Source organism: Hyalangium minutum (genome assembly GCF_000737315.1).
Taxonomy (GTDB): domain Bacteria; phylum Myxococcota; class Myxococcia; order Myxococcales; family Myxococcaceae; genus Hyalangium; species Hyalangium minutum.
Window position 1 is genome coordinate 340114 of sequence record NZ_JMCB01000003.1, and the last position, 21881, is coordinate 361994.

Genomic DNA, 21881 nt, shown 5'->3' on the forward strand with positions numbered 1-21881 from the left:
GTCCGAGGATGGATACTGGAGCGGCTCGGCCTTACACGGGCAGTACGCCGTGCTTCTTCTCCGGGCGAGGCTGGTAGCGGCGCGAGTAGGTCTCGAAGCGCTGGGTCAGCTCATGACGCAGCCGGTCACCGGGGACGATCTCGTCCACCACCAGCTCGCTGGCCAGCTTGTAGATGTCCACGTCCGCCCGGTACTCGTCCCGGAGCTGCTGGACGTAGGCGGCACGCTCGGCCTCGGGCTTCTCCTGGATCTTGTTGAAGTACACGGCGTTCACGGCGGCCTCGGGGCCCATGACGGCGATCATCGCCTGGGGCAGCGCCAGGGTGGCATCCGGGGCGAAGCCGGGGCCGGACATGGCATAGAGCCCCGCGCCGTAGGCCTTGCGCACCACCACGCAGATGCGCGGCACGCTGGCCTCGGACACGGCGGAGATCATCTTCGCGCCGGCGCGGATGATGCCCGCGCGCTCCACCTTGGTGCCGATCATGAAGCCCGGCACGTCCGCCAGGTAGAGCAGCGGGATGTTGAAGGCATCACACAGCCAGATGAACCGGGCAGCCTTGTCCGCCGAGTCCACGAAGAGCACTCCCCCCTTGTACTTGGGCTGGTTGGCGACGATGCCCACCGGGCGGCCGTTGATGCGGCCCAGGCCGGTGACGATCTCCTGGGCGAAGAGCTTCTTCACCTCGAACCAGCTGCCCTCGTCGATCAGCTCGTTGATGAGGGCGTACATGTCGAACGGCTTGTTCTGATCCGCGGGGATGAGCTCGTCCACGCGCTTGCCGCTGGCCTTGGGGGCCTTGGGCGCGGCGGCGGGCGGCGGCTGGCTGAAGTTCTCCGGGAAGAAGCTGAGGTAGTGCTTGGCCGCCTCGATGGCCTCGGGCTCCGTCTTCACCAGCACGTCGCCGCAGCCGGAGATCGAGCAGTGCATCTTCGCGCCGCCCATCTCCTCGAGCGTCACCTTCTCGCCGATCACCATCTCCGCCATGCGCGGGCTGCCCAGGTACATGGAGGCGTTGCCGTCCACCATGATGACCAAATCACAGAACGCGGGGATGTAGGCGCCGCCGGCCGCCGAGGGCCCGAACAGCAGGCAGATCTGCGGCACGAAGCCGGACAGGTGCACCTCGTTGTAGAAGATGCGGCCCGCGCCGCGGCGGCCGGGGAACATCTCCACCTGATCGGTGATGCGGGCGCCCGCCGAGTCCACCAGGTACAGCAGCGGACAGCGCAGCGTGCGGGCCGTCTCCTGGATGCGGAGGATCTTCTCCACGGTGCGAGCGCCCCAGCTTCCCGCCTTCACGGTGGAGTCGTTGGCCATGATGGCGACAGTGCGGCCGGCCACCTTGCCCAAGCCGATGACGACGCCGTCCGAGGGCAGCTCGGAATCGGCGTTGTTGGCGAGCTTGGCGTCCTCGATGAAGGAGTCCGCGTCCACCAGCAGGCGGATGCGCTCGCGCGCGAAGAGCTTGCCCGCCTCTTTGTTCTTCGCGTGGTACTTCTCGGCGCCGCCCTTCTCTACGTCGGCGATCTTCTGGAGAAGCTTCTGGTCGTAGGACATGGCGGGGGGCCACATACCAGAAAAGACGCTCGGCTGGCTGCTCTCAGGAAGTGTTGAGTGGAGCAACCCGTCGGCCGTTGGACCGACCGACCGACCGGTGGGCAACTAGGAAAGATTTTTCACGGGATGCCGCGACGCGCCCCCCTGCCTACTTTGAAGGCTCAACGGGGGACAAAAACCGTTGGGGCGCGGTGCTCCCGGAACCATCGGCCCAGGAGGGAACCATGTTCGCGACGAAGGCAAAGTGGGCGGCGAAGAGCGGCATCTATCGGAAGTGGTTGGCGCATAAGTTCCTGAACGACATTCCGCGTGTCGCGAAGGACAAGTGGGAGGATTTCGACGTGGATGAGCTGCTGCATGCGGTGGGTCTGACCACCTACAAGCCGGCCAAGGCGGGCTTCGGCACGCTGGGCGTGTTCATCATCGGCGCGGCGGTGGGCAGCATCGCGGCCCTGCTGCTGGCGCCCACCCCTGGCACCGAGCTGCGTACCCAGGTCAAGGACAAGGCCATGGGCTACCTGAACAAGCAGAACCTGGGCATCGGCCAGGAGAAGACGGCGAGCGCCTAGGTCTGAGCGTTTGTTGGCGGTAACAGACGGAGCCGTCGGGGCGGGGGCGCCTCGGCGGCTCTGGCTGTTTGCGGGGCTCAGCGGCCCTTGTAAACGGGCGGACGCTTCTCCGCGAAGGCGCGCAGGCCCTCGAGCCGATCCTCTGTCTTCAGGACTTCCTCGTACTTGCGCAGCTCCAGCGCCAGCGCTGCCTCCAGCTCCAGGCCCATGCCCTCGTTGATGGCGTGCTTGGCGGTGGACACCGCGATCGGCGCGTTATCGACGATCGCCTCCGCCAGCGAGAACGCCGTCTCCAGCAGGTGGCCCTCCGGCGCCAGCCGGTTCACCAGCCCCACGCTGAAGGCCTCGGCCGCGTTCATCCGCCGCCCTGTGAGGATCAGATCCTTCGCCCGCCCCGGCCCAATGAGCCGGCTCAGCCGCTGGGTGCCGCCACCCCCTGGGATGATCCCCAGCTTCACCTCCGTCAGCCCCAGCTCCGCCGCCGGCGCCGCCACCCGGAGATCGCACGCCAGCGCCAGCTCCGTCCCTCCGCCGAACGCCGCTCCGTTGATCGCCGCGATGAACGTGCAGTCGCTCTTCTCGATTGCCCGGAACGTCTGCCGCAAACCATCGAGGAACGCCCGCACCTCGGGCTCACTCATCGTGGCGCGCTCCTTCAGATCCGCTCCCGCGCAGAACGCCTTGTCCCCCGCCCCCGTGATGATGACCGCACGGACCTGCCGCCCGCTGGAGACCCGCCCCACCATCTCCCCGAGCTCCCGGAGCATGGCCCGGCTGATCGCGTTGCGCCGGTCCGCCCCGTCGATGGTCCAGATCTCGATGGCTCCCCGTGCGTCGATCTTGAACTCTGCCATGTGCGCTCCCCTTCCTGGCCCTGTGTCGGGCCGCCGCTGAGCGGGGCAGCCTGCGGCGTTGGAGCAGGTCTGGCAAGGCTGAAGCGGTTACAGTGGAGAGCTATGCGCACCGCGTCGAGCCGCCTGATCCGTCTGGCCCCCTGGCTGCTGCCCCTGGTGGCACTGATTCCCCTCGTGGCCCTCGCCCGCGGAGGCGGCGGAGAGCACTACAGCCGAGGCAGCCGCGACAGCGGAGGTGATGGAGGCAGCGACGGCCTCTTCTACATCTTCTTCCGCCTCATCGAGCTGGTCTTCTATTACCCCAAGATCGGCATCCCCCTGCTCATCGGCTTCGGCATCTTCTGGTACTTCTACAAGCGCAACCTGCACCCCACCGGAGCCACCCAGCGGGCCATCGAACGCCGGGAGGCCGAGCAGCGCACCCGCGTTGCTCCTCAGGATGTCCAGGCCTGGGTCCAAGCGCTCAAGTCCAAGGATCCTCAGTTCGAACTCGAGGCCGTGCTCGGCAAGGTGCGCCAGCTCTTCCCCACCCTGCAGGAAGCCTGGTTCAAGCGCGAGCTCACGCCCATTCGCCCGTTCCTCTCGGATGCCACCTACCAGCGCTTCGCCGTGCAGCTCCAGCTCATGGCTGACCAGGGCATCCGCGACGCCATCTCCGACGTGCGGCTGTTGGACTTGCAGCTCCTCGGCATCGAACAGAGTGAGTGGTTCGACAGCATCCACGTGCGGGTGCGCGCCGAGATGCGCGACACGGACGTGCCCGCGAGCTTCTCGGACGAGAAGGCCCTTGCCGCCGCCCGCGGCGCCCCCGTGGAGTCCTTCACCGAGGTGTGGACCTTCGTGCGCAAGCCCGGTGCCCAGACGCGCATGGGCCAGGACCTCTACCAGGGCAAGTGCCCCCACTGCGGCGCGCCCTATAAAGGAGGCGCCACCAATGCCTGCGAGTACTGCGGCGCGGTGGTCAACTCCGGCAACTACGACTGGACGCTCTCGGAGATCACCCAGGGCATCGAGTTCAACCGCTACCTCTCCGACGTGCCCGGACTGCGCGAGGCCCGCCGGGACGATCCCGCCCTCAACCTGGAGAGCCTCGAGGACCGCACCTCGCTCTTGTTCTGGAAGTGGATCGAGGCGCAGAGCCGCGGCGACGTGAACCTCCTGGCCCAGGTGGCTCCTTCCCAGATGCTCTCCCGGCTCGGCGACGAGCTGTCCCGCCTGAACCAGCAGGGCCGCCGCCGTGTCATCCTCGAGTGCGCGGTGGGCGCCGTCACCACCCGCGCCTTCGAGCTCCACCCGGACGGAGACGATCTGGCCCATGTGGAGATCCGCTGGAGCGCGCGCATGGGCGTGGGGCCCGCCGGACAGCGCCCACCGCAACTGCCCACCGTGCCCCAGCGCTGGGTCTTCACCCTGGCACGCAAGCACGGAGCCCAGACGAACACCTCCAACGGCATGGGCACGAACCGGTGCCCCCAATGCAATGCCCCCCTGACGGGCAACGGTGCTGCCTCGTGTGAGTTCTGCGGAGCTCGGCTGGGCACCGGCGAGCAGGACTGGGTGTTGGCTGCCACCTCGCTCCTGGAGACCTGGGAGGCCCGTGAGCGCCAGCGGCGGATGTCGGGGGGTGGGTTCCCCTCCCCTACTCCCCTTCAGGAAAAAAAACCTGCCGTGCCCGAGGCCTTCGGGGGGGATGCCGTCATGGACGTCCAGGATCGCGAGCGGCTCCTCTATATGATGGCTGCCATTGCTGCGGCGGATGGGGCGGTGGACGCCTCGGAGCGCAAGCTGCTCAAGCTGTGTGCCACCCGCTGGAGCATTCCCTGGCAGAACGTGGAGATGGCGCTCAACTCCGGCGAGTCCCTCTTCGGCAAGCTCATCCCCCGGGGCAGCCCCGAGGCCGCCGTCTTTCTGCGACATCTCGTGCAAATGGCGCTCGTGGATGGCCGTGTAGACCGCAAGGAGCGCCGGATGCTGGAGGCTGCGGCCGGGCACCTCGACCTGCGCCCACAGCTTGAGGCTATGCTTCGCGGGTAGGGACAAGCGTCCACGAGCCAACACAGTGCTAACCCCGCAGCGCAATATGCGGTGGTGAACCCTTCTCCGGATGATCCAAACGGTACGGAAGGAAACACTGCCCCGTACCTGGGGGGAGCTTACCAATGACCGCGACTTCTGCTTCCTTGGCCGAGCCGGATCGGCTGAGCGAAGAGCTCTTCCACGCCCGGCACCAGGCCCTGCTGCGCGCCATCATCGATAACATCTCCGAGGGTGTCTCCATCACGGATGCCTCGGGCAAGTGGATCTACACGAGCGCCTTCGCCGAGCGGATCTACCAAACCGGTCCAGTCACCAGTGCCGATGTTCCCAACGAGGAGTTGACCACCCGGTTTGGCATCTTCCGCTCCGATGGGCAGACGATCTTCCCCGTGAACGAGCTGCCCGTCTGGCAGGCGCTGAAGGGCAAGCCGGCGCGGGATGTCCACATGGTCATCCGCAACGCGCAGACGCCTCAGGGACTCCACATCCGCTGCACCTGCATCCCCCTGTTCAGCGAACAAGGCGAGCTGCTGGGAGCCATGGCGCTCACCCAGGACGTGGACAAGCAGCGCCAGGCCGAGGCCGAGAAGCAGCGCTCCGAGCAACGCTACCGGGAGATCATCGAGACGGCTCAGGAAGGCGTCTGGACCATCGACGCCCAGGCGTGCACCACCTACGTCAACGGCTACATGGCCTCCATGTTGGGCTACACCGTCGAGGAGATGCTGGGCGAGCCCTTGTTCCGCTTCCTGGATGAGGAGTGCCGGCAGCAGGCCCTCAAGAACCTGGACCGCAGGGACCGCTCTCCCCGCGGAGAGGTGAAGGATTTCCGCTTCCTGCGTAAAGACGGCACCCCCATCTGGACCAGCATCTCCACCACCCCGCTCTTCGACGAGCAGGGCCGCTACTCCGGCTCGCTGGCCATGATCACTGACATCTCCCAGCGCCGCGCGGCGGAGGAGCAGGTGCGCCAGCTCAACGCGGAGCTGGAGCGCCGCATCTCCGAGCGCACCGCGCAGCTCGAGTTCTCCAACCGCGAACTGGAGGCCTTCGCGTACACCGTGGCGCATGATCTGCGCACTCCGCTGCGCAGCATTGCCAGCTTCAGCGACGCGCTGGTGGAGGACTGCGGCGGCCAGATCGACGAGGTAGGCCAGGACTACCTGCGCCGCATCGTCGGGGGCGCGCGGCGCATGGCCGAGCTCATCGACGGAATCCTCGCGCTCTCGCGCGTCAACAGCACCGCGCTGAGCACCCGTCCGTGCGATCTGTCCGCCATGGCGCGCGTCGTGCTGGATCAGCTCCAGCAACTGCAGCCCGAGCGCAAGGTGCGGGTCAGCGTCCAGGAGGGGCTGGTGGAGCAAGGCGATGCCCAGCTCCTGCGCTCCGTGTTCGAGAACCTGCTGGGCAACGCCTGGAAGTTCACCCGCGAGCGCCCGGACGCGGAGATCTCCTTCAGCGCCATGCGCGACGAGAAGGGCCTGCGGACCTATGTGGTGCGCGACAACGGGGCCGGCTTCGACATGGCCTACCGCGAGAAGCTCTTCGGAGTCTTCCAGCGGCTGCACACCCAGCAGGAGTTCGAAGGCAATGGCGTGGGCCTGGCCGCCGTGCAGCGCATCATCCGCCGCCACGGTGGCCGCATCTGGGCCGAGGGCCAGCCGGGCCGCGGCGCCACCTTCTTCTTCACCTTGAACGAGTACCCGCTGCCCCCGGGGACGTCTGCTTCTCTCCCTCCCAGGAAATGACACCATGCACGAGTTCGACCAGCGCCCCATTCTCCTCGTGGAGGACAACCAAGATGACGAGGTGCTCACCCTGCGCGCCTTCCGGAAGAGCAACATCCGCAACCCAGTGGTCGTCGCGCGAGACGGAGCCGAGGCGCTCGACTACCTCTTCGGCCGCAACGCCTACGCCCACCGGGACTTGAGCGTGATGCCCCAGGTCGTCCTGCTGGATGTCCACCTGCCCAAGCTGGATGGGCTCGAGGTGCTGCGCCACATCCGCGAGGACGAGCGCACCCGGATGTTACCCGTGGTGATACTCACCTCCTCCAACGAGGAGCGAGACTTGAGCGACAGTTACCAGTTGGGCGTCAACAGCTACGTGCGCAAGCCAGTGGACGTCACTTCCTTCTTCGAGGCGGTGCGGCAACTGGGCATGTACTGGCTGGTGCTCAATGAGACTTCCTCCCGTGGGGGGGCGAGGCAGCCATGAGCGGAACTTCGCTGCACCTGCTCCTTATCGAGGACTCCGAGGATGATGCGGCCCTCCTGCTGCGGGAGCTGCGGCGGGCGGGCTATGCCGTGACCCACACCCGCGTGCAGACGGCCGAGGAGCTCGAGCGGGCCCTGGGCGAGGGCACATGGGACATCATCATCTCCGACTATTCCCTGCCCCGCTTCGATGGCCTGGCGGCGTTCGCCCAGGTGCAGAAGCGCGGGCTGGACGTGCCGTTCCTCATCGTGTCCGGGGCCATTGGCGAGGACACCGCCGTGGCGGCGATGAAGGCCGGCGTCCATGACTTCCTGCTCAAGGATCGGCTGGCGCGGCTGGCTCCGGCGGTGGCGCGCGAGCTGCGCGAGGCCCAGGTCCGCGCGGACCGGCGCCGGATGCAGGAGCAGCTGATGCTCTCCGAGCGGCTCTCCTCGCTGGGCATGCTGGCCGCCAGCGTGGCCCATGAGATCAACAACCCGCTGGCCTCGCTGATGATGAACCTGAGCTTCGCGCAGGAGCTCCTCCGGGGCGAAGTCCCTCCCGAGGAAGGACTGCAGGTGTTGCGCGAGGCCGTCGAGTGCTCCCAGCGCATCCGGGACATCGTCCAGGACATCAAGGTCTTCTCTCGTCCGGACGAGCAGGACTCCGGCCCCACGGATCTGCACCGGGTGCTGGACTCGTCGCTGCGCATGGCGCGCAACCACGTGGTTCACCGGGCCCAGCTCGTGACGGACTACGCGCAGGACGTCCCTCGGGTTCAGGGCAGCGAGGCCCGGCTGGGGCAGATCTTCCTCAACCTCATCATCAACGCGGCCCAGGCCATCCCCGAGGGCCACCGCGACGAGCACGAGATCCGCGTGGTGACGTCGCGCGAGCCCACCGGCGGCGTGCGGGTGGAGATCCGCGACACGGGCGTGGGCATCCCCGAGTCGCTGCACGAGCGCATCTTCGAGCCGTTCTTCACCACGAAGCCCGAGGGCGTGGGCACCGGGCTGGGGCTGTCCATCTGCCGCCGCCTCATCACGCAGATGGGCGGGAGCATCCGCGTGGAGAGCAAGCTCGGCCGAGGCACCACGTTCCAGCTCCACCTGCAGGAGGCCGCCGCGGTTGCGCGCGTCTCCTCCCGCAGGGCGGCGCGCCCCAAGTCCGGCCTGCACGTGCTCGTGGTGGATGACGACGTCCCCGTGGCCAAGGCCATCAAGCGCAACCTGAGCCGGCGTTACGAGGTGATCGCCCTGGATCGCGCTCGGGCGGCGCTGGAGCTCATCGCCTCGGGGCAGCGCTTCGATGCCATCCTCTGCGATCTCATGATGCCGGAGATGACAGGGCCTCAGTTCCACGAAGAGCTGCAGCGGCTAGCGCCCGAGCAGGCGCTGCGCGTCACCTTCATGACGGGAGGCGCCTTCACCTCCGAGGCTCGCGCCTTCCTGGCCACCACGCCCAACCCCTGTGTGGAGAAGCCCCTGGACATGGAGCGCCTGTTCCCCCTGCTGGAGGCCGCGCCGCAGCGCTAGCCTCAGGGGCTCATCACGAGGGTGCCCAGATCCTGGATGGAGACTCCCTCCGGGAACTCGGGCGCCGTGCGCAGCACTGGCTGGAGCCCCGGGGCGGACAGCTCGATGCGCTCCTGGCCGGGCTGGTGGATGAGGAGGGAGATCTCCCCATCCTCCCGGGAGATCTCCCTCCCGTTGACGCGGAAGTGCGTCACCGGTGAGCCATCCGGGTGCACCAGGCGGCCGGTGACGAACACCTCCCGTCCGAGCACGAGGCGCGCCTCCTGGCCATCGTTCTTCACGCGGATGCAGCGCGCGGGGCCGTGGACAGCGGGGAGCGGTACGTAGGCGCTTCCCCGGATGCAGGCGTCGAACTCCTCCCCGGAGACCTGCACGAGAGTGAACCGGCCCTCGACATCCGTCTTGATGCTCAGGTCTGGCATGTGGCCTCCCCGCGAGAGCACTTGCCGCGGCACGGGCAGCAACAGCACGGGGATGTCCGGCAGCGGCTGGCCTCGCCAATCCACCGCCTTGCCCGTGAAGGAGCGGCCTTCGTCGAAGCGCAGCCGGACGCGGGCCTCGCCCCCGGGCTCCACCGCGACTGTCTGCGTCGCCGTGCGGAGGAAGTTCCGGGAGAACAGCTCGGCCATCACCGTGTAGCGGCCCGCGCTGGGGAGCTTGAGCGAGAACCGGCCCTCTCCATCCGTGTCGTCCAGATCGATCGGCCGGTCCTTGGGAGCGGCCTGCTCGGGCCAGATGGCCACCTCGGCATTCGGGAGGGGCATCCCCGTCTCGTCGACGACCTCGCCCACCACGTGCAGCAGCGTCTCACCGACGATCCGCAGCGGTTTCGTGGGCACCGTGACGTTCAGGGTCTGCATCTTGACCCGCTCGCCTTCCACCTTCAGCTCGTAGTCGTCCGGCAATGCGGCGGACAGGGAGAAGCGGCCCTCCGCGTCCGTCTGGGCGTGGTCCCACGCCGAGCCGTCCGCGAAGGAGCGCAGAGACACATACTCGCCCTCCACCGGGTGGCCTTGGGTGTCCACCAGCTGGCCCTCCACGAGCGAGGCCCGCTTCAACGTGAAGTCCTGGGCCGTCACCCGCTGTGTGTACGGGCGCGACTCCTCGATGACCTGCTGGTGCGTGCGTGTCCTGGCGGACAGCTGGTACCAGCCGGGAGGCATGGGGCCCAGGCGGTAGTGCCCAGCCTCGTCCGTGGTCGCGAGGAGCGGCCCCGGGGATTCCTGCCCCTCCCCTTGCTCCGCTCCCTCCTCCTCCGTTTTCTCCTCCCCTTCCCGCTCGACGTCATCCCAGTACGCGGAGACCTCGGCATCGGGCAGCGGCTGTTGGTCCTCGCCCCGCACCTTGCCCTCGATGAAGACCACGGGCTTCAGCTCCAGGGTGATCTCCGGGCTCGAGGGCTCCTCGCCCAGATGGATCGTGGTGGAGTCGCCCTCCCCTTCCTGCTCGGCGAGCACCGTGTAGAACTCCGGGGACAGCCCGTCGAACGAGAAGCGCCCGGCGGCATCCGTGACGGCGGTGCGGGGCTCCTCTACACCCAGATCGTGGGTGAGCTGGACCTCGACTCCTGGCACTGGGAGCTTCGCGCGCAGGACCCGGCCTGTCAGCTGCTTGGGCTGTGTGAGCACGAAGGTCCTCTTCACGTCGGGGGTATAGGTCCAGAGGGGCTCGGCCGAGCTGAGCAGGCCCTCTTTCGCGGCGAGCGCTACGAGGACGCCAGGCGGAAGCGGCCCGAGCTGGTAGCGGCCTTGAGCGTCGGTCAGGGTCTCGAAGAAGCGGCTGTGAGAGGAGAAGATGGCGGTGACGAGCGCCCCGGCAACGGGAACGTTCGCGTCATCGGTGACCAGGCCCGACACCCACCGAGCTGGGCCGAGGCGCAGCTCCACCGGCTCGGCGCCCGCGAGCACCGAAGGCCGGAACGCGACACCCTCCGCGCTCTCCACCCACACGGCGTAGGAGCCCGGCTCCAGGCCGGACAGGGAGAAGGAACCATCCGCTGCCGAGCGGGTCTCGGCGCGCACGATGGCTTCCCCGCGCCGCTCTTTCACCAGTTGGAGGATCTCCGCCTCGTATTCCCCGTAAAGACAGTCGAGCAGTGTCCGATCCCGAAAGCCCCCACAGGGCAGCGTGGAGAGCGACTCCCCCGGCACCACCTCCGAGATCAGCACCTGGGCTCCGGCAACCGGCCCTTGGGCTCCCAGAACGAGGCCGCGGAGCTCGACGAGCGCCTCCGTGGAGGTTCTGGCTGCGGGAGCGCTCAGCCGCATTCGGGAGCGCGCTGTCCGGGCCGGCGAGTCCGTGGCGCTCGAGGACGTTGGGGCGGAAGCCTCGGAGCCGGGGCGCACCGGCAGCAGGAGCCACATCCCTGCTCCCACCACCGCCACCCCGATCGCAAGAAGCCACCCACGCCGCATCAATGACTCCCTCCGTGCCTACGAAGCGCCCGTCTTCTTGGGGAAGAGCGCCTGCATCACAGCGGAGACGTCCGCCCGGCCTACCCGCGATCCATGGGAGCTCAAGTACGCCTCGAGGGCGCTCTGGAAATCGTGCGGGTCTGGGTAGCGGTCCTCCTTCGCCCGGGCCAGTGCCTTCATCACGAGGGCGTCCAGCTCCGGCGGGACAGGGGCCACCCGTGAGGGAGGCAGGGCCTGACACTCGAACAACGCCTGGATCGTCTCCAGCGTCGAGTCCCGCTTGAACGGGCGGATCCCCGTGAGCAGCTCGTAGAGCACCAGCCCCGTGCCGAAGAGGTCCGTGCGCTGATCCTGCTCTTGGCCCATGAGCTGCTCGGGAGCCAGGTTCTCCACGCGGCTCTGGGTGAGCCCCGCGCGCACAGGCTCCGGGAGGTCCGCGAGGTTGTTGGCACCCAAGCCCATCACCTTCACCCTTCCATCGGAGCCCAAGAGGATGTGCCTCGCGGCGATCTCCCGGTGAAGGAGCCGCTGCGGCCGCTCCAGGTGATCCACTCGGTGGTACGCGTAGGCCAGGGCCTCGCAGACGCGGGCGATGATGTAGAGCGACAGGGGCTCGGAAATCGGGACCCCGGTGTCTTTCGCCTTGCTCATCACAGCGTTCAGGGACTCGCCCTCAATGTACTCCCGGACGATGTAGGAAACGCGGTCGAACTCCCCGAACTCGAGGATCCGGATGATGTGGGGATGCTGTAGCTGGGCGCCGAGCTTCGCCTCCTGGAGGAACAGCTCCACGGCCTCGGGCTGATCGGCGAGGTGTGGAAGGAGCCGCTTGATGAGAACGGTTTGCCCCTCGTCCCTGCGCTGCCGGGGACGCGCAAGCCACATCTCTGAGCTCGCGCCAACGGCGAAGCGCCGGAGGAGCTCGTAGCTGCCAAAAGGTCGAGGCGTCGAAGTCATGGCCGGGGGACCCCTCGGGGCCCGCGCCCGTCAGCCTAGCTCAGCCGGGCGGCCCAGGGGTGAGCCGCTCCTCCGGACTCAGGCCCGCTGCCGCTGGGCCCGCTTCTCCCGCTCGCCCAGCGCGGCCTGCAGGAACTTGCCGGCCAGCTTGCGGCCGATGAGCTGCTGCGCCAGCGCTCCGGCCTCCACGAGCCTTTCCAGGTTGATGCCCGTGTCCACGCCCATGCCATGGAACATGAAGACCGCATCCTCGGTGGCGAGGTTGCCCGCGGCGCCCGGCGCGTAGGGACACCCGCCCAGCCCGCCGATGCTGGCGTCGAACGTGGTGACGCCGGCCGACAGCCCCACCAGCGAGTTGGCCAGCGCCGTGCCGCGCGTGTCGTGCAGGTGCAGCGCCAGCTTCTCCACGGGGATGTACTTGATCAGCGCCTCGAGGATCTCCTCGGTCTGCCGAGGTGTCCCCACGCCGATCGTGTCCCCCAGGCTCAGCTGGTACAGGCCCATGTCCACCAGCTTGCGGCAGATGTCCACCACCCGCTCCACCGGCACATGGCCCTCATAGGGGCAGCCCCACACGGTGGACAGGTAGCCGCGCACGCGCATCCCCGCCTGAGCGGCGGCGGTGGACACCTCGCGCGAGGCCTCCAGCGCCTCGGCGATCGTCTTGTTGATGTTCTTCTTGGAGTGGGCCTCGGAGGCCGAGATGAAGACGGCCGCCTCCTCGAGCCCCGCCTCGCGCGCGCGGACCAGGCCCTTGAGGTTGGGCACCAGCGCGGAGAACGTCACGCCCGGCTTCTTCCCCACCAGGCGCAGCACCTCCTCGGCGTCGGCGAGCTGGGGGATCCACTTGGGTGACACGAACGACGTCACCTCGATCCGCTTCTCACCGGCGGCCACGAGCGCCTCGATGAGGCGGGCCTTGTCCTTGGTGGGCAGGGTGCGCAGCTCGTTCTGCAGACCATCCCGAGGGCCGACCTCATAGACGTCGACCCGCTTGGGAAGGCTGCCGAGCCAGCCACCTACGCGCGCTCTGGAATGTTCGTTCGAATCCACTGGACGATGTCCTGCGTCGAGCTCCCGGGGGTGAAGATCTCCGTGACCCCCATGCCCTTGAGCTTGGGAATGTCGTCGTCCGGGATGATTCCGCCTCCAAACAGTCGGATGTCGTCGGCCTTGTTCTGTTTCAACAGGTCGATGACGGCGGGAAAGAGCGTCATGTGCGCGCCGGACATGATGGACATGCCGATCGCGTCGACGTCCTCCTGGATGGCGGCGTTGACGATCATCTCGGGCGTCTGGTGCAGCCCTGTGTAGATGACCTCCATGCCCGCATCGCGCAAGGCCCGTGCGATGATCTTCGCCCCACGGTCGTGCCCGTCCAGGCCCGGTTTGGCCACCAGAATTCGAAGCTTCCTCTCAGCCATGTCGCAGCTCAGCTCCCACGATGAGGTCGGTCGAAGCGGAAGACAGCGGCTCGCCCTCCAGGCTGCCGTGCACCCACTTCGTCGAAAGTCCTGTCGCTTCCAACAGTTGGCGCAGTTCCGCAAGGGGATAGTAGCGGATGGTGTACACCCCCGAAAGCACACGACCGGTCGGTAGGGTGAGGCGGCGGCGCCCGTGATCCATGCCGGTGTCGGGATCGAAGCGGCTCTCCTCCTCCAGGAGGCTGCCGTCCGGGAGGGTGCGCTGGAAGGCCGCGCCTGGCTGCTCGCTCAGGCGCTCGTAGGGCACGGTCTGGAAGACCAGGAGCCCCCCGGGCCGCAGGCACCGTGCCACCTCCTGGAGGATGACGCGGTGCTCCGTCTCGGAGAAGGCGAACAGCGTCGAGTACCACGCGTAGGCCCCCGCCAGGGATCCGCTCTGGAACGGCAGGGCGCGGAGATCTCCCCGGATCGCGGGGAAGCCGGGGGCTCGCTGGGACAGGGAGTATGGGTCCAGCTCCAGCCCCACCACCCGGCCCTTCAGGGCTCCCGAGGCATTCAGCGGCGCGGCGTGGCGCCCATGGCCGCAGCCCAGATCCACCACGGGGCCGGGCAGCGTCAGGCCGGAGAAGGCCTGATCCAGGTAGGCCACCTCCTTGGCCGTCAGCTCGGGCGAGAGGAAGGGCCGCGTGCTGCGCAGGTAGAGCTCGCCAAAGAAGCTCATTTCAATTCCTCTCATCGAAAGAGGTGATCTCGGGACTTGCCGCTTTGCAAAGTCTTGCATGCCTCATGACGCTGCACGACAGGTCGGGTGGCCTCAGGATTCGTGGCCACAATCTTTACATGAGAGGCTTCATTATGTTTGGGTAGAAGCACTTCGATGGAGTCGAACACCCCCCGACTCGCAGCAGCCATGATCCGACGTCCCATCGAATTCAGCCACACACACGAGGGCAGGTTCATGGCACAGGCCACGCCGCAGTCCCCAGAGCTCGAGGTCCGGACGCAGCCACACGGGAACAGGGTTTCGGAGGAGCGGCCGTTCCCCAATGCCGCGATGGTGCTCTTCCCCCTGGGAGTGGAGCACCCGGAGGGAGAGGGTCCCCTGCCCTCCCCTATCGCCGAGGGGGATGATGAGCCGACGGATCCTCGGGCCGAGGGCGCGTGCCTCTTCGATCTGTCCTCCGAGGAGTGGCGGTTCGTGCGCAATGCGCCGCTGGTGGGTTTTCTGATCGTGGCGGGCGCGGACGGCACGGTGTCCTCGCGCGAGCGGCAGGCGCTGGTGGATGTGCTCGAGGCGGGCAAGGACTCCGAGTGCGGCCTGTTCCAGGCCGTGTGCCGTGAGCTGTACCGGAAGCGCGCCCGGCTGACGGAGATCTTCGTCACCGACAACCTCGAGCAGGATCAGCTGTTGGAGACGTACAAGCTCGTGAGCGGCAAGCTGGGCTCGCACGAGGCCGAGCAGTTCCGGGCGTGCCTCCTGAAGCTGGGCCATGAGGTGGCCAAGGCCTCCGGGGGCCTGTTGACTTCGTGGGGCTGGCTGCGTGGCGCGGAGAAGCGCGCCCTGGCCGAGCTGGGTGAGCTCTTCACCCAGCATCTGTCGTAGCCGTTGGCCGTGAGTGGGGCCCCTCGTGGGAGCCCCCCTCCTGCTCCGCGGGTTAGAACGCGCCGCCCTCGCGGTAGGCGCCCCAGACCTTGCGGAACACGTCGCAGATCTCGCCGAGCGTGGCGTAGGCCTTCACCGCCTCGAGCACCGGCGGCACCATGTTGTCCGTGCCGCGCGCCGCCGCCTCCACCTTGGCCAGCGCCGCCTGTACCGCCTCGTTGTTGCGCTCAGCCTTCACCTGGGCCAGCCGCGCCTTCTGCTCCTCGGCCACCTTGTCGTCGATGTGGAGCAGCTCGATGGGCGCGTCCTTGTCCGCCTTGAACGCGTTCAGGCCGACGATCAGCCGATCGCCCTGTTCCACCTCGCGCTGGAAGCGGTAGGCGCTCTCGCCGATCTCCTTCTGCGGGTACTGCTCCTCCACCGCGCGGATGATGCCGCCCATCTCGTCGATGCGGCGGATGTACTCCATCGCCCGCTTCTCCGTCTCGTCGGTGAGGTACTCCACGTAGTAGCTGCCCGCGAGCGGATCCACCACGCGGTCCACGCCGGACTCGTGAGCGATCAGCTGCTGGGTGCGCAGCGCGATCGTCACCGACTCCTCGGTGGGCAGCGCGTACGTCTCGTCCAGCGAGTTGGTGTGCAGCGACTGGGTGCCGCCCAGCACCGCTGCCATGGCCTGCAGCGCCGTGCGCACCACGTTGTTGTAGGGCTGCTGCGCCGTCAGCGACACGCCGGCCGTCTGCGCGTGCGTCTTCAGCTGCCACGAGCGCGGGTTCTTCGCGCCGAAGCGGTAGCGCATGACGTTGGCCCAGATGCGGCGCGCGGCGCGGAACTTGGCGATCTCCTCGAAGAAGTCGTTGTGCACGTCCCAGAAGAAGCTCAGCTGGGGCGCGAAGGAGTCCACGTCCATCCCGCGCTTCACGCACTCCTCCACGTAGCCGATGCCGTCGGCCAGCGTGAAGGCCAGCTCCTGGACGGCCGTCGCTCCGGCCTCGCGGATGTGGTAGCCGCTGATGGAGACCGGGTACCACTTGGGCATGTGCTTCGTGCAGAACTCGATCATGTCCGTGACGATGCGCACGGCCGGCCGAGGCGCGACGATCCACTCCTTCTGCGCGATGTACTCCTTGAGCATGTCGTTCTGGATGGTGCCCGCGAGCTTGGCCATCGGAACGCCCTGCTTCTCACCCACCGCGATGTACATGCAGAGCGCCACCACCGCGCTCGCGTTGATGGTCATCGAGGTGGTGACCTTGTCCAGCTGGATCCCGTCGAAGAGGATCTCGAAGTCACGCAGCGAGGAGATGGCCACGCCCTCCTTGCCCACCTCGCCGCGGCTCATGGAGTGGTCCGCGTCGTAGCCCATGAGCGCCGGCATATCGAAGGCCGTGGACAGGCCTGTCATGCCGTGGCTGATGAGGTACTTGAAGCGCTTGTTGGTGTCCGCCGGCGTGCCGAAGCCCGCGAACTGGCGCATCGTCCAGAGCCGGCCCCGGTACATGGTGGGCTGAGGGCCGCGGGTGAACGGGAACTGGCCGGGCAGCCCGATGCGGTCGGCCTGCTCGTCCTTGCGATCGGCCAGCGTCAGCACGTCCGGAATGGGGATGCCCGAGTCCGTGGTGAACTGCTTGCGCCGCAGCGGCATCTTCGCCGTCACCTGGGCGAGCTCATCCTTGGCCCACTTCTCCGCCTGCTTCGCGGCAGCCTTCACCGAAGCGGCGTCATAGTGCTTCAGCGCGGCGGCCTTCTTCTTTGGGGCGGCCTTCTTCACCAGAGCCTTGCCCGCCTTGCCGGCCTTCTTGGCCACCTGGGCGACCTTCTTGGCGGCCTTGGCCAGCTTGGAGGGCTTGCCCCCCTTCTTGCTGACGGAGGCCTTCTTCGGGGACTGGGAGGCAGCGGAGCGAGCGACGGTCTTCGGAGCGGTTCGCGCAGGCATGGCGCGGGGATGTAGCACCCGCATCCAGGGGTCGCAAGCCGGGCGGAGCGAGCGTGTCAGCGTGCCTTCGTGAGCCCATCACGCAGGCGCCGAGCGCCCTCGTCCAGCACCCCGTCCGTCTTGCAGAAGGCGAAGCGAGCGAAGCGCTGGCCCAGGTGCCTGTGATCCGGCGAGTAGAAGACACTGGGAGGAATGGCCGCCACGCCCACCTGCGTCACCAGGTGCCGACAGAAGGCCACGTCATCCGGGAAGCCCAGGTGGGAAATCTCCGCCAGGATGAAGTAGCTGCCCTCGGGGGCGTGCGCGGGCAGGCCTGCCTCTCGGAGGCCTCGCAGCAGCTTTTCGCGCCGCGCCAGGTAGTTCGCCGTCAGCTCCTGGAAGTAACTGTCCGGCAGACGCAGCGCGGCAGCGGTGGCCGTTTGGAGGGGGGACGCAGTGGCGAAGGTGACGAACTGGTGCGCGCGCTGCACCGCGTCACGCAGCGGCGGGGGCGCGATGACCCAGCCGATCTTCCAGCCGGTGAGGCTGAACGTCTTCCCCATGCTGCTCACGGTGACAGTTCGATCCGCCAGTGAAGGCACCGTGGCGGGGCGCACATGCTGGGCGGGCGCGAAGACGATGTGCTCGTACACCTCATCCGAGAGCACCTTCACATCGTGCTTCACGCACAGGGCGCCGATGCGCTCGAGTTCCTCACGGGTGAACACCTTGCCCGTGGGGTTCTGCGGGCTGTTGAGGATGAGCAGCCGCGTGCGCGGGCTGAAGGCGGCCTCCAGCTCGGCCCAGTCGATCCACCACTGGGCGTGTTGAGCATCCGGTGCGCGCAGCGGCACGTAGCGCGCCTTGGCTCCAATAAAGGTGATGTTCGCGTCGTACGAGTCATAGAAAGGCTCGAACGCGATGACTTCGTCGCCCGGATCCACCAGGCCAAGAATGACGTCCAGGATGGCCTCGGTGGCGCCGCTGGTGACGGTGACCATCGTGTCCGGATCCACCTGCTGGCCGTAGAAGCGCGCGGCGTGCTCGGAGATGGCCTGGCGCAGATCCTTGGAGCCCGTGGTGATGGCGTACTGGTTGACGCCGTCGCGGATGGCGCGCTGAGCGGCCTCTTTCACTGCGTCGGGCCCGTCGAAGTCCGGGAAGCCCTGCCCGAGGTTCACCGCGCCGTGCTTCAGGGCGAGCGCACTGAACTCGGAGAAGACCGTGGTGCCAAAGCGGGAGACGCGTTCCGCGGCGGAGGGCCGGCTCATCGTGAGGCTCCTGTGGCGGCCGGCGGTCAGGGAGGCCGGCGCGCTAGCGGCGCACGATAGCGCCCATGGGCAGGGAACGCTCGGACGAGTAGCTCCGGCTGCCTTTCGCTGGGGACAGGGCTCGGGCGGCCGCCGCGACCAGCAGCACCACGGGCAGCACCGCCACCAGGTCCACGGCGTAGTGGAAGCGCCCGGCCACCGTCGCCACGATGAGGCCGATTCCGGGCAGGAGCATCGTCCAGAAGACCCGCCGCGAGAACCGGAGCGCGTAGAAGAGGACCAGCAGCGTCACCCCGGTGTGGCCCGACGGGAAGCAGTCCCGGATGAACACGGGGGTGCGCATCAGCGAGTCCAGTACCGACGTCACGACCACCCCCTGGAGCGGTCCCGGGAAGGCGCTCGCGAGGAAGAGGCGCGGCCCGATGGCAGGCACGGCGATGTAGGCCGCGTAGCCCACGGTGAAGAAGAGGCCCATCGCCAGCAGGAACTCATCGAACGCCGCGGCCTTTCGATGGAGGTACAGCGTGACGCCCAGCACCATGGCCCAGGCGAAGTGGCCGTAGTAGCAGACCATCAGCACGTCCTGGAGCCACGGCGGCACCGCGCTCGAGAGCACCACCGAGACCTGAACGCCGAACAACCGCTCTTCCAGGGTGGCGAGCTGCGCATCCCGAAGCACGGGGTTGATCGCATCCACGAGCGGGTTGAGCAGCTCATGGCCCAGCCCCGCCACCGGGAGCAGCCAGAAGTCCGCCACCCAGCGCAGCGGCCGGACCCGAGGCCACCAGGACTGCAGCATGCGGAGCACCACCAGCCCCAGCGCGAACGCGGCGAAGCCCCCGGCGGAGCGCAGCGCTCCCGGTGCCCAGCGGCACGGACCCACGAGCGCCAGTGCGGCGACCGAGCAGGCGGCAATCAGAACGCAGTCGACCGGCTTGAAGCGCACCTTCCTACGGCGAGCAAGCAACCTCGCGCTCTGGTGGGACCAGGGGCTCATGCGGACTTCCGCTCTTCAGACGGAGCGGCTGGCTGGTCGCCCTCCGTGCGGATGTTCAGGCTCTGGACCACCGCAGCCTCCCCTGCCCTCTCCCCATGCCGGAACTTCCAGCGCTCCAGCAGCGCCAGCAGCGCCGGAAAGAACACCGTTGTTCCCAGGAAGGTGCACACGACTCCGAGGAGCGCAATCTGTCCGATGGAGCGCAATCCCTGGTGGCTGGCCACCAGCAAAGCGCCGTAGCCCGCGGCGTTGGACAGCGTGGCCGCCACGGCGGCGAACCCCGTGTGCCGGACCACATGGCCCAGCGAGCCCGGGCCCTCTTCCTCATAGCGGTGGAAAAGATGCACGGAGTTGTCCACCGCGATCGCCAGCAGGTTGGGCAGCACCACCGCGTTGATGAAGTTGAGCTGCACGTCGAACAGGTACATGCCCCCGGCCAGGCACACCATGCCGAGGAACAGCGGCCCCGCGACGAGCATCGCCTTCTTCAGGCTGCGCAGGCTGGCGAAGATGGCCAGGAACACCACCAGCGCCGCCGCCCCCAGGATGAACGGCCCGTCCCCGCGCACCATCGCGAAGATGCGCGAGGCGATGCGGTTGCTGTCCAGCACCGACAGATCGATCCCCCGCACGTGCGCTTCATAGACCACCTCGTCGAGCTGTGACGCCCAGCGCTGGAGATCCCGCGTGTCGTAGTTGGACACCGAGGGGAACAGCAGCAGGAACATCCCCTTGCCATCCAGCGCCTCGAAGCGGCGGCGGGCCTCCACCGGCAGTTGCTCGATGCCGTACGGGGTGGCCCCCAACATGGCCTGGAAGTCCTTCACGCGAGGGTCTTCCCGGACGGACTCGGGCATCTGGGACACCAGCTCTCGCAGGCGGGCGATCTCCGCCTGGCGGTGCTCCACATCCTCGGGGATCAGATCGGCCAGCGAGGCGGAGCGCAGGAACACCGAGTGCGTGCTGTGCCGGCTGTGCACCTCAGCGATCACCTGCCGCACCTTCCGGGCCTGCTCCAGATCGTCCACGAGCAAAATGGCCGGGTTGAGCGGGTTGCCGAGCTGCTCGGTGATGTGATCGTCCAGGCGCGAAGAGGGCGAGTCGCCCTTCAGCTTGCGCATGTCCGTCTCGAAGCCGAGCCGAGGTGCCACGAACGCCGAGAAGCCCGCGAAGGCCACCACCACCAGCGCCAGGCCCGCCACCACGGACGTAGGCCAGCGCTTCCCCGCACGCACGGGAGCGCGCTCCCCCGCCGGGGCCTTGGCGGCCGCTGAGGGGGCACGGAAGGGACGGATCCGCTCGGCGATGGACAGCAGCGACGGCCCCAGCCCGTACGCGGCGAGCACCGCCAACATCACTCCCATGCCCGCCAGCAGGCCAAACTGTTGGAAGGCGTGGAACTGCGCCAGGAGCAGCACCAGGAAGGCCGCCGCGTTGGTAAAGGCCGACGTGAGCGCGCCCGAGAACGTGCCTCGCACCGCCGCGCTGAGCGCCTCGCGCGAATCCAGGTGCTGCCGCTCCTCCCAGTAGCGCATGCCCAGGTGGACGCCGTACTCGATGCCCAGTCCGATCAGGATGGCCACCAGGAAGCCCGTCACCACGTTCAGGTGCCCGATGACCAGCTGCGCGAAGGCGAACGTCAGCACCACGCTCACCATCACCGGCACTCCCACCACCGCCAGCGCCGACACGCGCCGCGTGGCCAGCAGGATGATGCCTACCGCCAGCAGCGCGGACAGAATGCCCGCGTTGGCCAGGTCCCGCCGCATCACCGAGTCCTCTTCGATGCGGCTCTGGAAGTTGCCTGTGGCATCCACCGTCACGCCCGGGTAGCCCTGGGCCACCTCCGCCGCGACGGCCTTGGCCTCGTCCACGAACTGGCGCGCAAAGCCCAGGTCCGCCGCCGTCCCGGCCGGCTTGAGGAAGAGGTACACCTCTCGGCCATCCGCCGACGCCAGCTCCTCCTGGATGGGCGACTCAGGCAGGTACTTGCGCTGGAGCTCCTCAAAGGTAGGCGGCGCCTCCTGATTCTCCAGCTCCACGTAGAACGGATTGAGCTGCCTCCGCTCATACGTCACCCGGGCCTCGAGCTCGTCGTGCAACGCTCGCAGGCGCTCGGCTGGCATGAGCAGCAGTCCGTTGCGCAGGAAGAAGCCCACGTCAAAGTGGTGCTCCACGTAGCGGACCTGGGGCAGCTTCTCCAGTCGCCCTTGCAGCTCCTTCGCGTAGGCCCGCAGCGTGTCTGGAGCAGCCCCCTGGGCCCGCAGCACCAGGTACCCGTCCCCACCTGCCTTCTGTGACACCCGCGTCAGATCCTGCACTTCGCGCGCGCCCTCGGGCAGCAGCTCCACGAACGAGCCGCGGAACTCCAGCCGCGAGGCCAGCAGCGCCCCACCCAGTCCCAGCGCGGCGAAGAGCCCCACCATCCAGAGAGGACGCGCCACGGCTGTATGGAGGAACCGCTCAAACCACCGTTGACGCAAATTCGGCACCCGGCACCACCTTGTCCGCCGGACAAGAGCAAAATTCCGGCCGATCCATTTACAGG

General features: G+C 67.9%; 17 protein-coding genes. 6 read left to right on the forward strand and 11 right to left on the reverse strand.

From position 1 onward, the window contains the following. Positions 1-31: 31 nt before the first annotated feature. Positions 32-1561: an acyl-CoA carboxylase subunit beta gene (locus tag DB31_RS07970; RefSeq protein ID WP_044186125.1), complete on the reverse strand. Its 1530-nt coding sequence runs from the start codon at positions 1559-1561 to the stop codon at positions 32-34. A gap of 224 nt (positions 1562-1785) precedes the next feature. Here DB31_RS07970 and DB31_RS07975 point away from each other — a divergent pair, with 224 nt between their 5' ends. Further along, positions 1786-2130, forward strand: a complete 345-nt coding sequence (locus DB31_RS07975) for a YtxH domain-containing protein (RefSeq protein ID WP_044184801.1) — start codon at positions 1786-1788, stop codon at positions 2128-2130. A gap of 77 nt (positions 2131-2207) precedes the next feature. On the opposite strand, the gene DB31_RS07980 is transcribed toward DB31_RS07975, so the two are convergent. Next, positions 2208-2984, reverse strand: coding sequence for an enoyl-CoA hydratase-related protein (locus DB31_RS07980; protein WP_044184804.1), 777 nt, complete (start codon positions 2982-2984; stop codon positions 2208-2210). Between the two features lie 102 nt (positions 2985-3086). Here DB31_RS07980 and DB31_RS07985 point away from each other — a divergent pair, with 102 nt between their 5' ends. The 4 genes from DB31_RS07985 to DB31_RS08000 all read left to right on the forward strand — a co-directional run bounded on the left by DB31_RS07985 (position 3087) and on the right by DB31_RS08000 (position 8752). Beyond that, positions 3087-5018 (forward strand): transporter, encoded by a 1932-nt coding sequence (locus tag DB31_RS07985; RefSeq protein WP_044184808.1) that lies wholly within the window; start codon positions 3087-3089, stop codon positions 5016-5018. 125 nt (positions 5019-5143) lie between these two features. Continuing rightward, positions 5144-6769 carry a PAS domain S-box protein gene (locus DB31_RS07990; protein WP_052419797.1) on the forward strand — a complete coding sequence of 542 codons (1626 nt, stop codon included), beginning with the start codon at positions 5144-5146 and terminating at the stop codon, positions 6767-6769. Between the two features lie 4 nt (positions 6770-6773). Then, entirely contained in the window at positions 6774-7238 is a 465-nt protein-coding gene (locus tag DB31_RS07995; RefSeq protein ID WP_044184811.1) for a response regulator, read from the forward strand. Beyond that, positions 7235-8752 (forward strand): hybrid sensor histidine kinase/response regulator, encoded by a 1518-nt coding sequence (locus tag DB31_RS08000; protein ID WP_052419798.1) that lies wholly within the window; start codon positions 7235-7237, stop codon positions 8750-8752. The genes DB31_RS07995 and DB31_RS08000 overlap by 4 nt, the downstream gene beginning before the upstream one ends. Before the next feature lie 2 nt (positions 8753-8754). Here DB31_RS08000 and DB31_RS08005 read toward each other — a convergent pair whose 3' ends face one another. The 5 genes from DB31_RS08005 to DB31_RS08025 form a co-directional block, all read right to left on the reverse strand. Next, positions 8755-11115 (reverse strand): MSCRAMM family protein, encoded by a 2361-nt coding sequence (locus tag DB31_RS08005; RefSeq protein WP_044184814.1) that lies wholly within the window; start codon positions 11113-11115, stop codon positions 8755-8757. Positions 11116-11184: 69 nt separating this feature from the next. Beyond that, positions 11185-12123 carry a serine/threonine protein kinase gene (locus tag DB31_RS08010; RefSeq protein ID WP_052419799.1) on the reverse strand — a complete coding sequence of 313 codons (939 nt, stop codon included), beginning with the start codon at positions 12121-12123 and terminating at the stop codon, positions 11185-11187. A gap of 78 nt (positions 12124-12201) precedes the next feature. Continuing rightward, positions 12202-13176 (reverse strand): hydroxymethylglutaryl-CoA lyase, encoded by a 975-nt coding sequence (locus DB31_RS08015; protein ID WP_044184817.1) that lies wholly within the window; start codon positions 13174-13176, stop codon positions 12202-12204. Then, positions 13143-13547: a cobalamin B12-binding domain-containing protein gene (locus DB31_RS08020; RefSeq protein ID WP_044184819.1), complete on the reverse strand. Its 405-nt coding sequence runs from the start codon at positions 13545-13547 to the stop codon at positions 13143-13145. Before DB31_RS08020 ends, DB31_RS08015 begins: the two co-directional genes overlap by 34 nt. Further along, on the reverse strand, positions 13540-14268 hold the full coding sequence (locus DB31_RS08025; RefSeq protein ID WP_044184822.1) for a class I SAM-dependent methyltransferase: 729 nt from the start codon (positions 14266-14268) through the stop codon (positions 13540-13542). Before DB31_RS08025 ends, DB31_RS08020 begins: the two co-directional genes overlap by 8 nt. A gap of 237 nt (positions 14269-14505) precedes the next feature. Between DB31_RS08025 and DB31_RS08030 the strand changes: the two genes are divergently transcribed. Next, positions 14506-15150, forward strand: a complete 645-nt coding sequence (locus DB31_RS08030) for a hypothetical protein (RefSeq protein WP_157231874.1) — start codon at positions 14506-14508, stop codon at positions 15148-15150. 52 nt (positions 15151-15202) lie between these two features. Here DB31_RS08030 and DB31_RS08035 read toward each other — a convergent pair whose 3' ends face one another. The 4 genes from DB31_RS08035 to DB31_RS08050 are packed head-to-tail and all read right to left on the reverse strand — an operon-like array spanning position 15203 to position 21759. Further along, entirely contained in the window at positions 15203-17086 is a 1884-nt protein-coding gene (locus DB31_RS08035) for an acyl-CoA mutase large subunit family protein (RefSeq protein ID WP_083968072.1), read from the reverse strand. A 56-nt stretch (positions 17087-17142) separates the two neighbouring features. Next, positions 17143-18336: an aminotransferase class I/II-fold pyridoxal phosphate-dependent enzyme gene (locus DB31_RS08040; protein ID WP_044184827.1), complete on the reverse strand. Its 1194-nt coding sequence runs from the start codon at positions 18334-18336 to the stop codon at positions 17143-17145. A 43-nt stretch (positions 18337-18379) separates the two neighbouring features. Beyond that, positions 18380-19333 (reverse strand): phosphatase PAP2 family protein, encoded by a 954-nt coding sequence (locus tag DB31_RS08045; protein ID WP_044184831.1) that lies wholly within the window; start codon positions 19331-19333, stop codon positions 18380-18382. Continuing rightward, the gene (locus DB31_RS08050; protein WP_169787034.1) at positions 19330-21759 is read right to left on the reverse strand and encodes an efflux RND transporter permease subunit; all 2430 of its coding nucleotides are present in this window, start codon (positions 21757-21759) and stop codon (positions 19330-19332) included. Before DB31_RS08050 ends, DB31_RS08045 begins: the two co-directional genes overlap by 4 nt. Positions 21760-21881: the final 122 nt, after the last annotated feature.

Excerpts from the sequence above, each read along its gene's own strand:
- DB31_RS07970 (WP_044186125.1), bottom strand. The coding sequence starts at position 1,561 with ATGTCCTACGACCAGAAGCTTCTCCAGAAGATCGCCGACGTAGAGAAG.
- DB31_RS07975 (WP_044184801.1), top strand. The coding sequence starts at position 1,786 with ATGTTCGCGACGAAGGCAAAGTGGGCGGCGAAGAGCGGCATCTATCGG.
- DB31_RS07980 (WP_044184804.1), bottom strand. The coding sequence starts at position 2,984 with ATGGCAGAGTTCAAGATCGACGCACGGGGAGCCATCGAGATCTGGACC.
- DB31_RS07985 (WP_044184808.1), top strand. The coding sequence starts at position 3,087 with ATGCGCACCGCGTCGAGCCGCCTGATCCGTCTGGCCCCCTGGCTGCTG.
- DB31_RS07990 (WP_052419797.1), top strand. The coding sequence starts at position 5,144 with ATGACCGCGACTTCTGCTTCCTTGGCCGAGCCGGATCGGCTGAGCGAA.
- DB31_RS07995 (WP_044184811.1), top strand. The coding sequence starts at position 6,774 with ATGCACGAGTTCGACCAGCGCCCCATTCTCCTCGTGGAGGACAACCAA.
- DB31_RS08000 (WP_052419798.1), top strand. The coding sequence starts at position 7,235 with ATGAGCGGAACTTCGCTGCACCTGCTCCTTATCGAGGACTCCGAGGAT.
- DB31_RS08005 (WP_044184814.1), bottom strand. The coding sequence starts at position 11,115 with ATGTGGCTCCTGCTGCCGGTGCGCCCCGGCTCCGAGGCTTCCGCCCCA.
- DB31_RS08010 (WP_052419799.1), bottom strand. The coding sequence starts at position 12,123 with ATGACTTCGACGCCTCGACCTTTTGGCAGCTACGAGCTCCTCCGGCGC.
- DB31_RS08020 (WP_044184819.1), bottom strand. The coding sequence starts at position 13,547 with ATGGCTGAGAGGAAGCTTCGAATTCTGGTGGCCAAACCGGGCCTGGAC.
- DB31_RS08025 (WP_044184822.1), bottom strand. The coding sequence starts at position 14,268 with ATGAGCTTCTTTGGCGAGCTCTACCTGCGCAGCACGCGGCCCTTCCTC.
- DB31_RS08030 (WP_157231874.1), top strand. The coding sequence starts at position 14,506 with ATGGCACAGGCCACGCCGCAGTCCCCAGAGCTCGAGGTCCGGACGCAG.
- DB31_RS08035 (WP_083968072.1), bottom strand. The coding sequence starts at position 17,086 with ATGCCTGCGCGAACCGCTCCGAAGACCGTCGCTCGCTCCGCTGCCTCC.
- DB31_RS08040 (WP_044184827.1), bottom strand. The coding sequence starts at position 18,336 with ATGAGCCGGCCCTCCGCCGCGGAACGCGTCTCCCGCTTTGGCACCACG.
- DB31_RS08045 (WP_044184831.1), bottom strand. The coding sequence starts at position 19,333 with ATGAGCCCCTGGTCCCACCAGAGCGCGAGGTTGCTTGCTCGCCGTAGG.
- DB31_RS08050 (WP_169787034.1), bottom strand. The coding sequence starts at position 21,759 with ATGGTGGGGCTCTTCGCCGCGCTGGGACTGGGTGGGGCGCTGCTGGCC.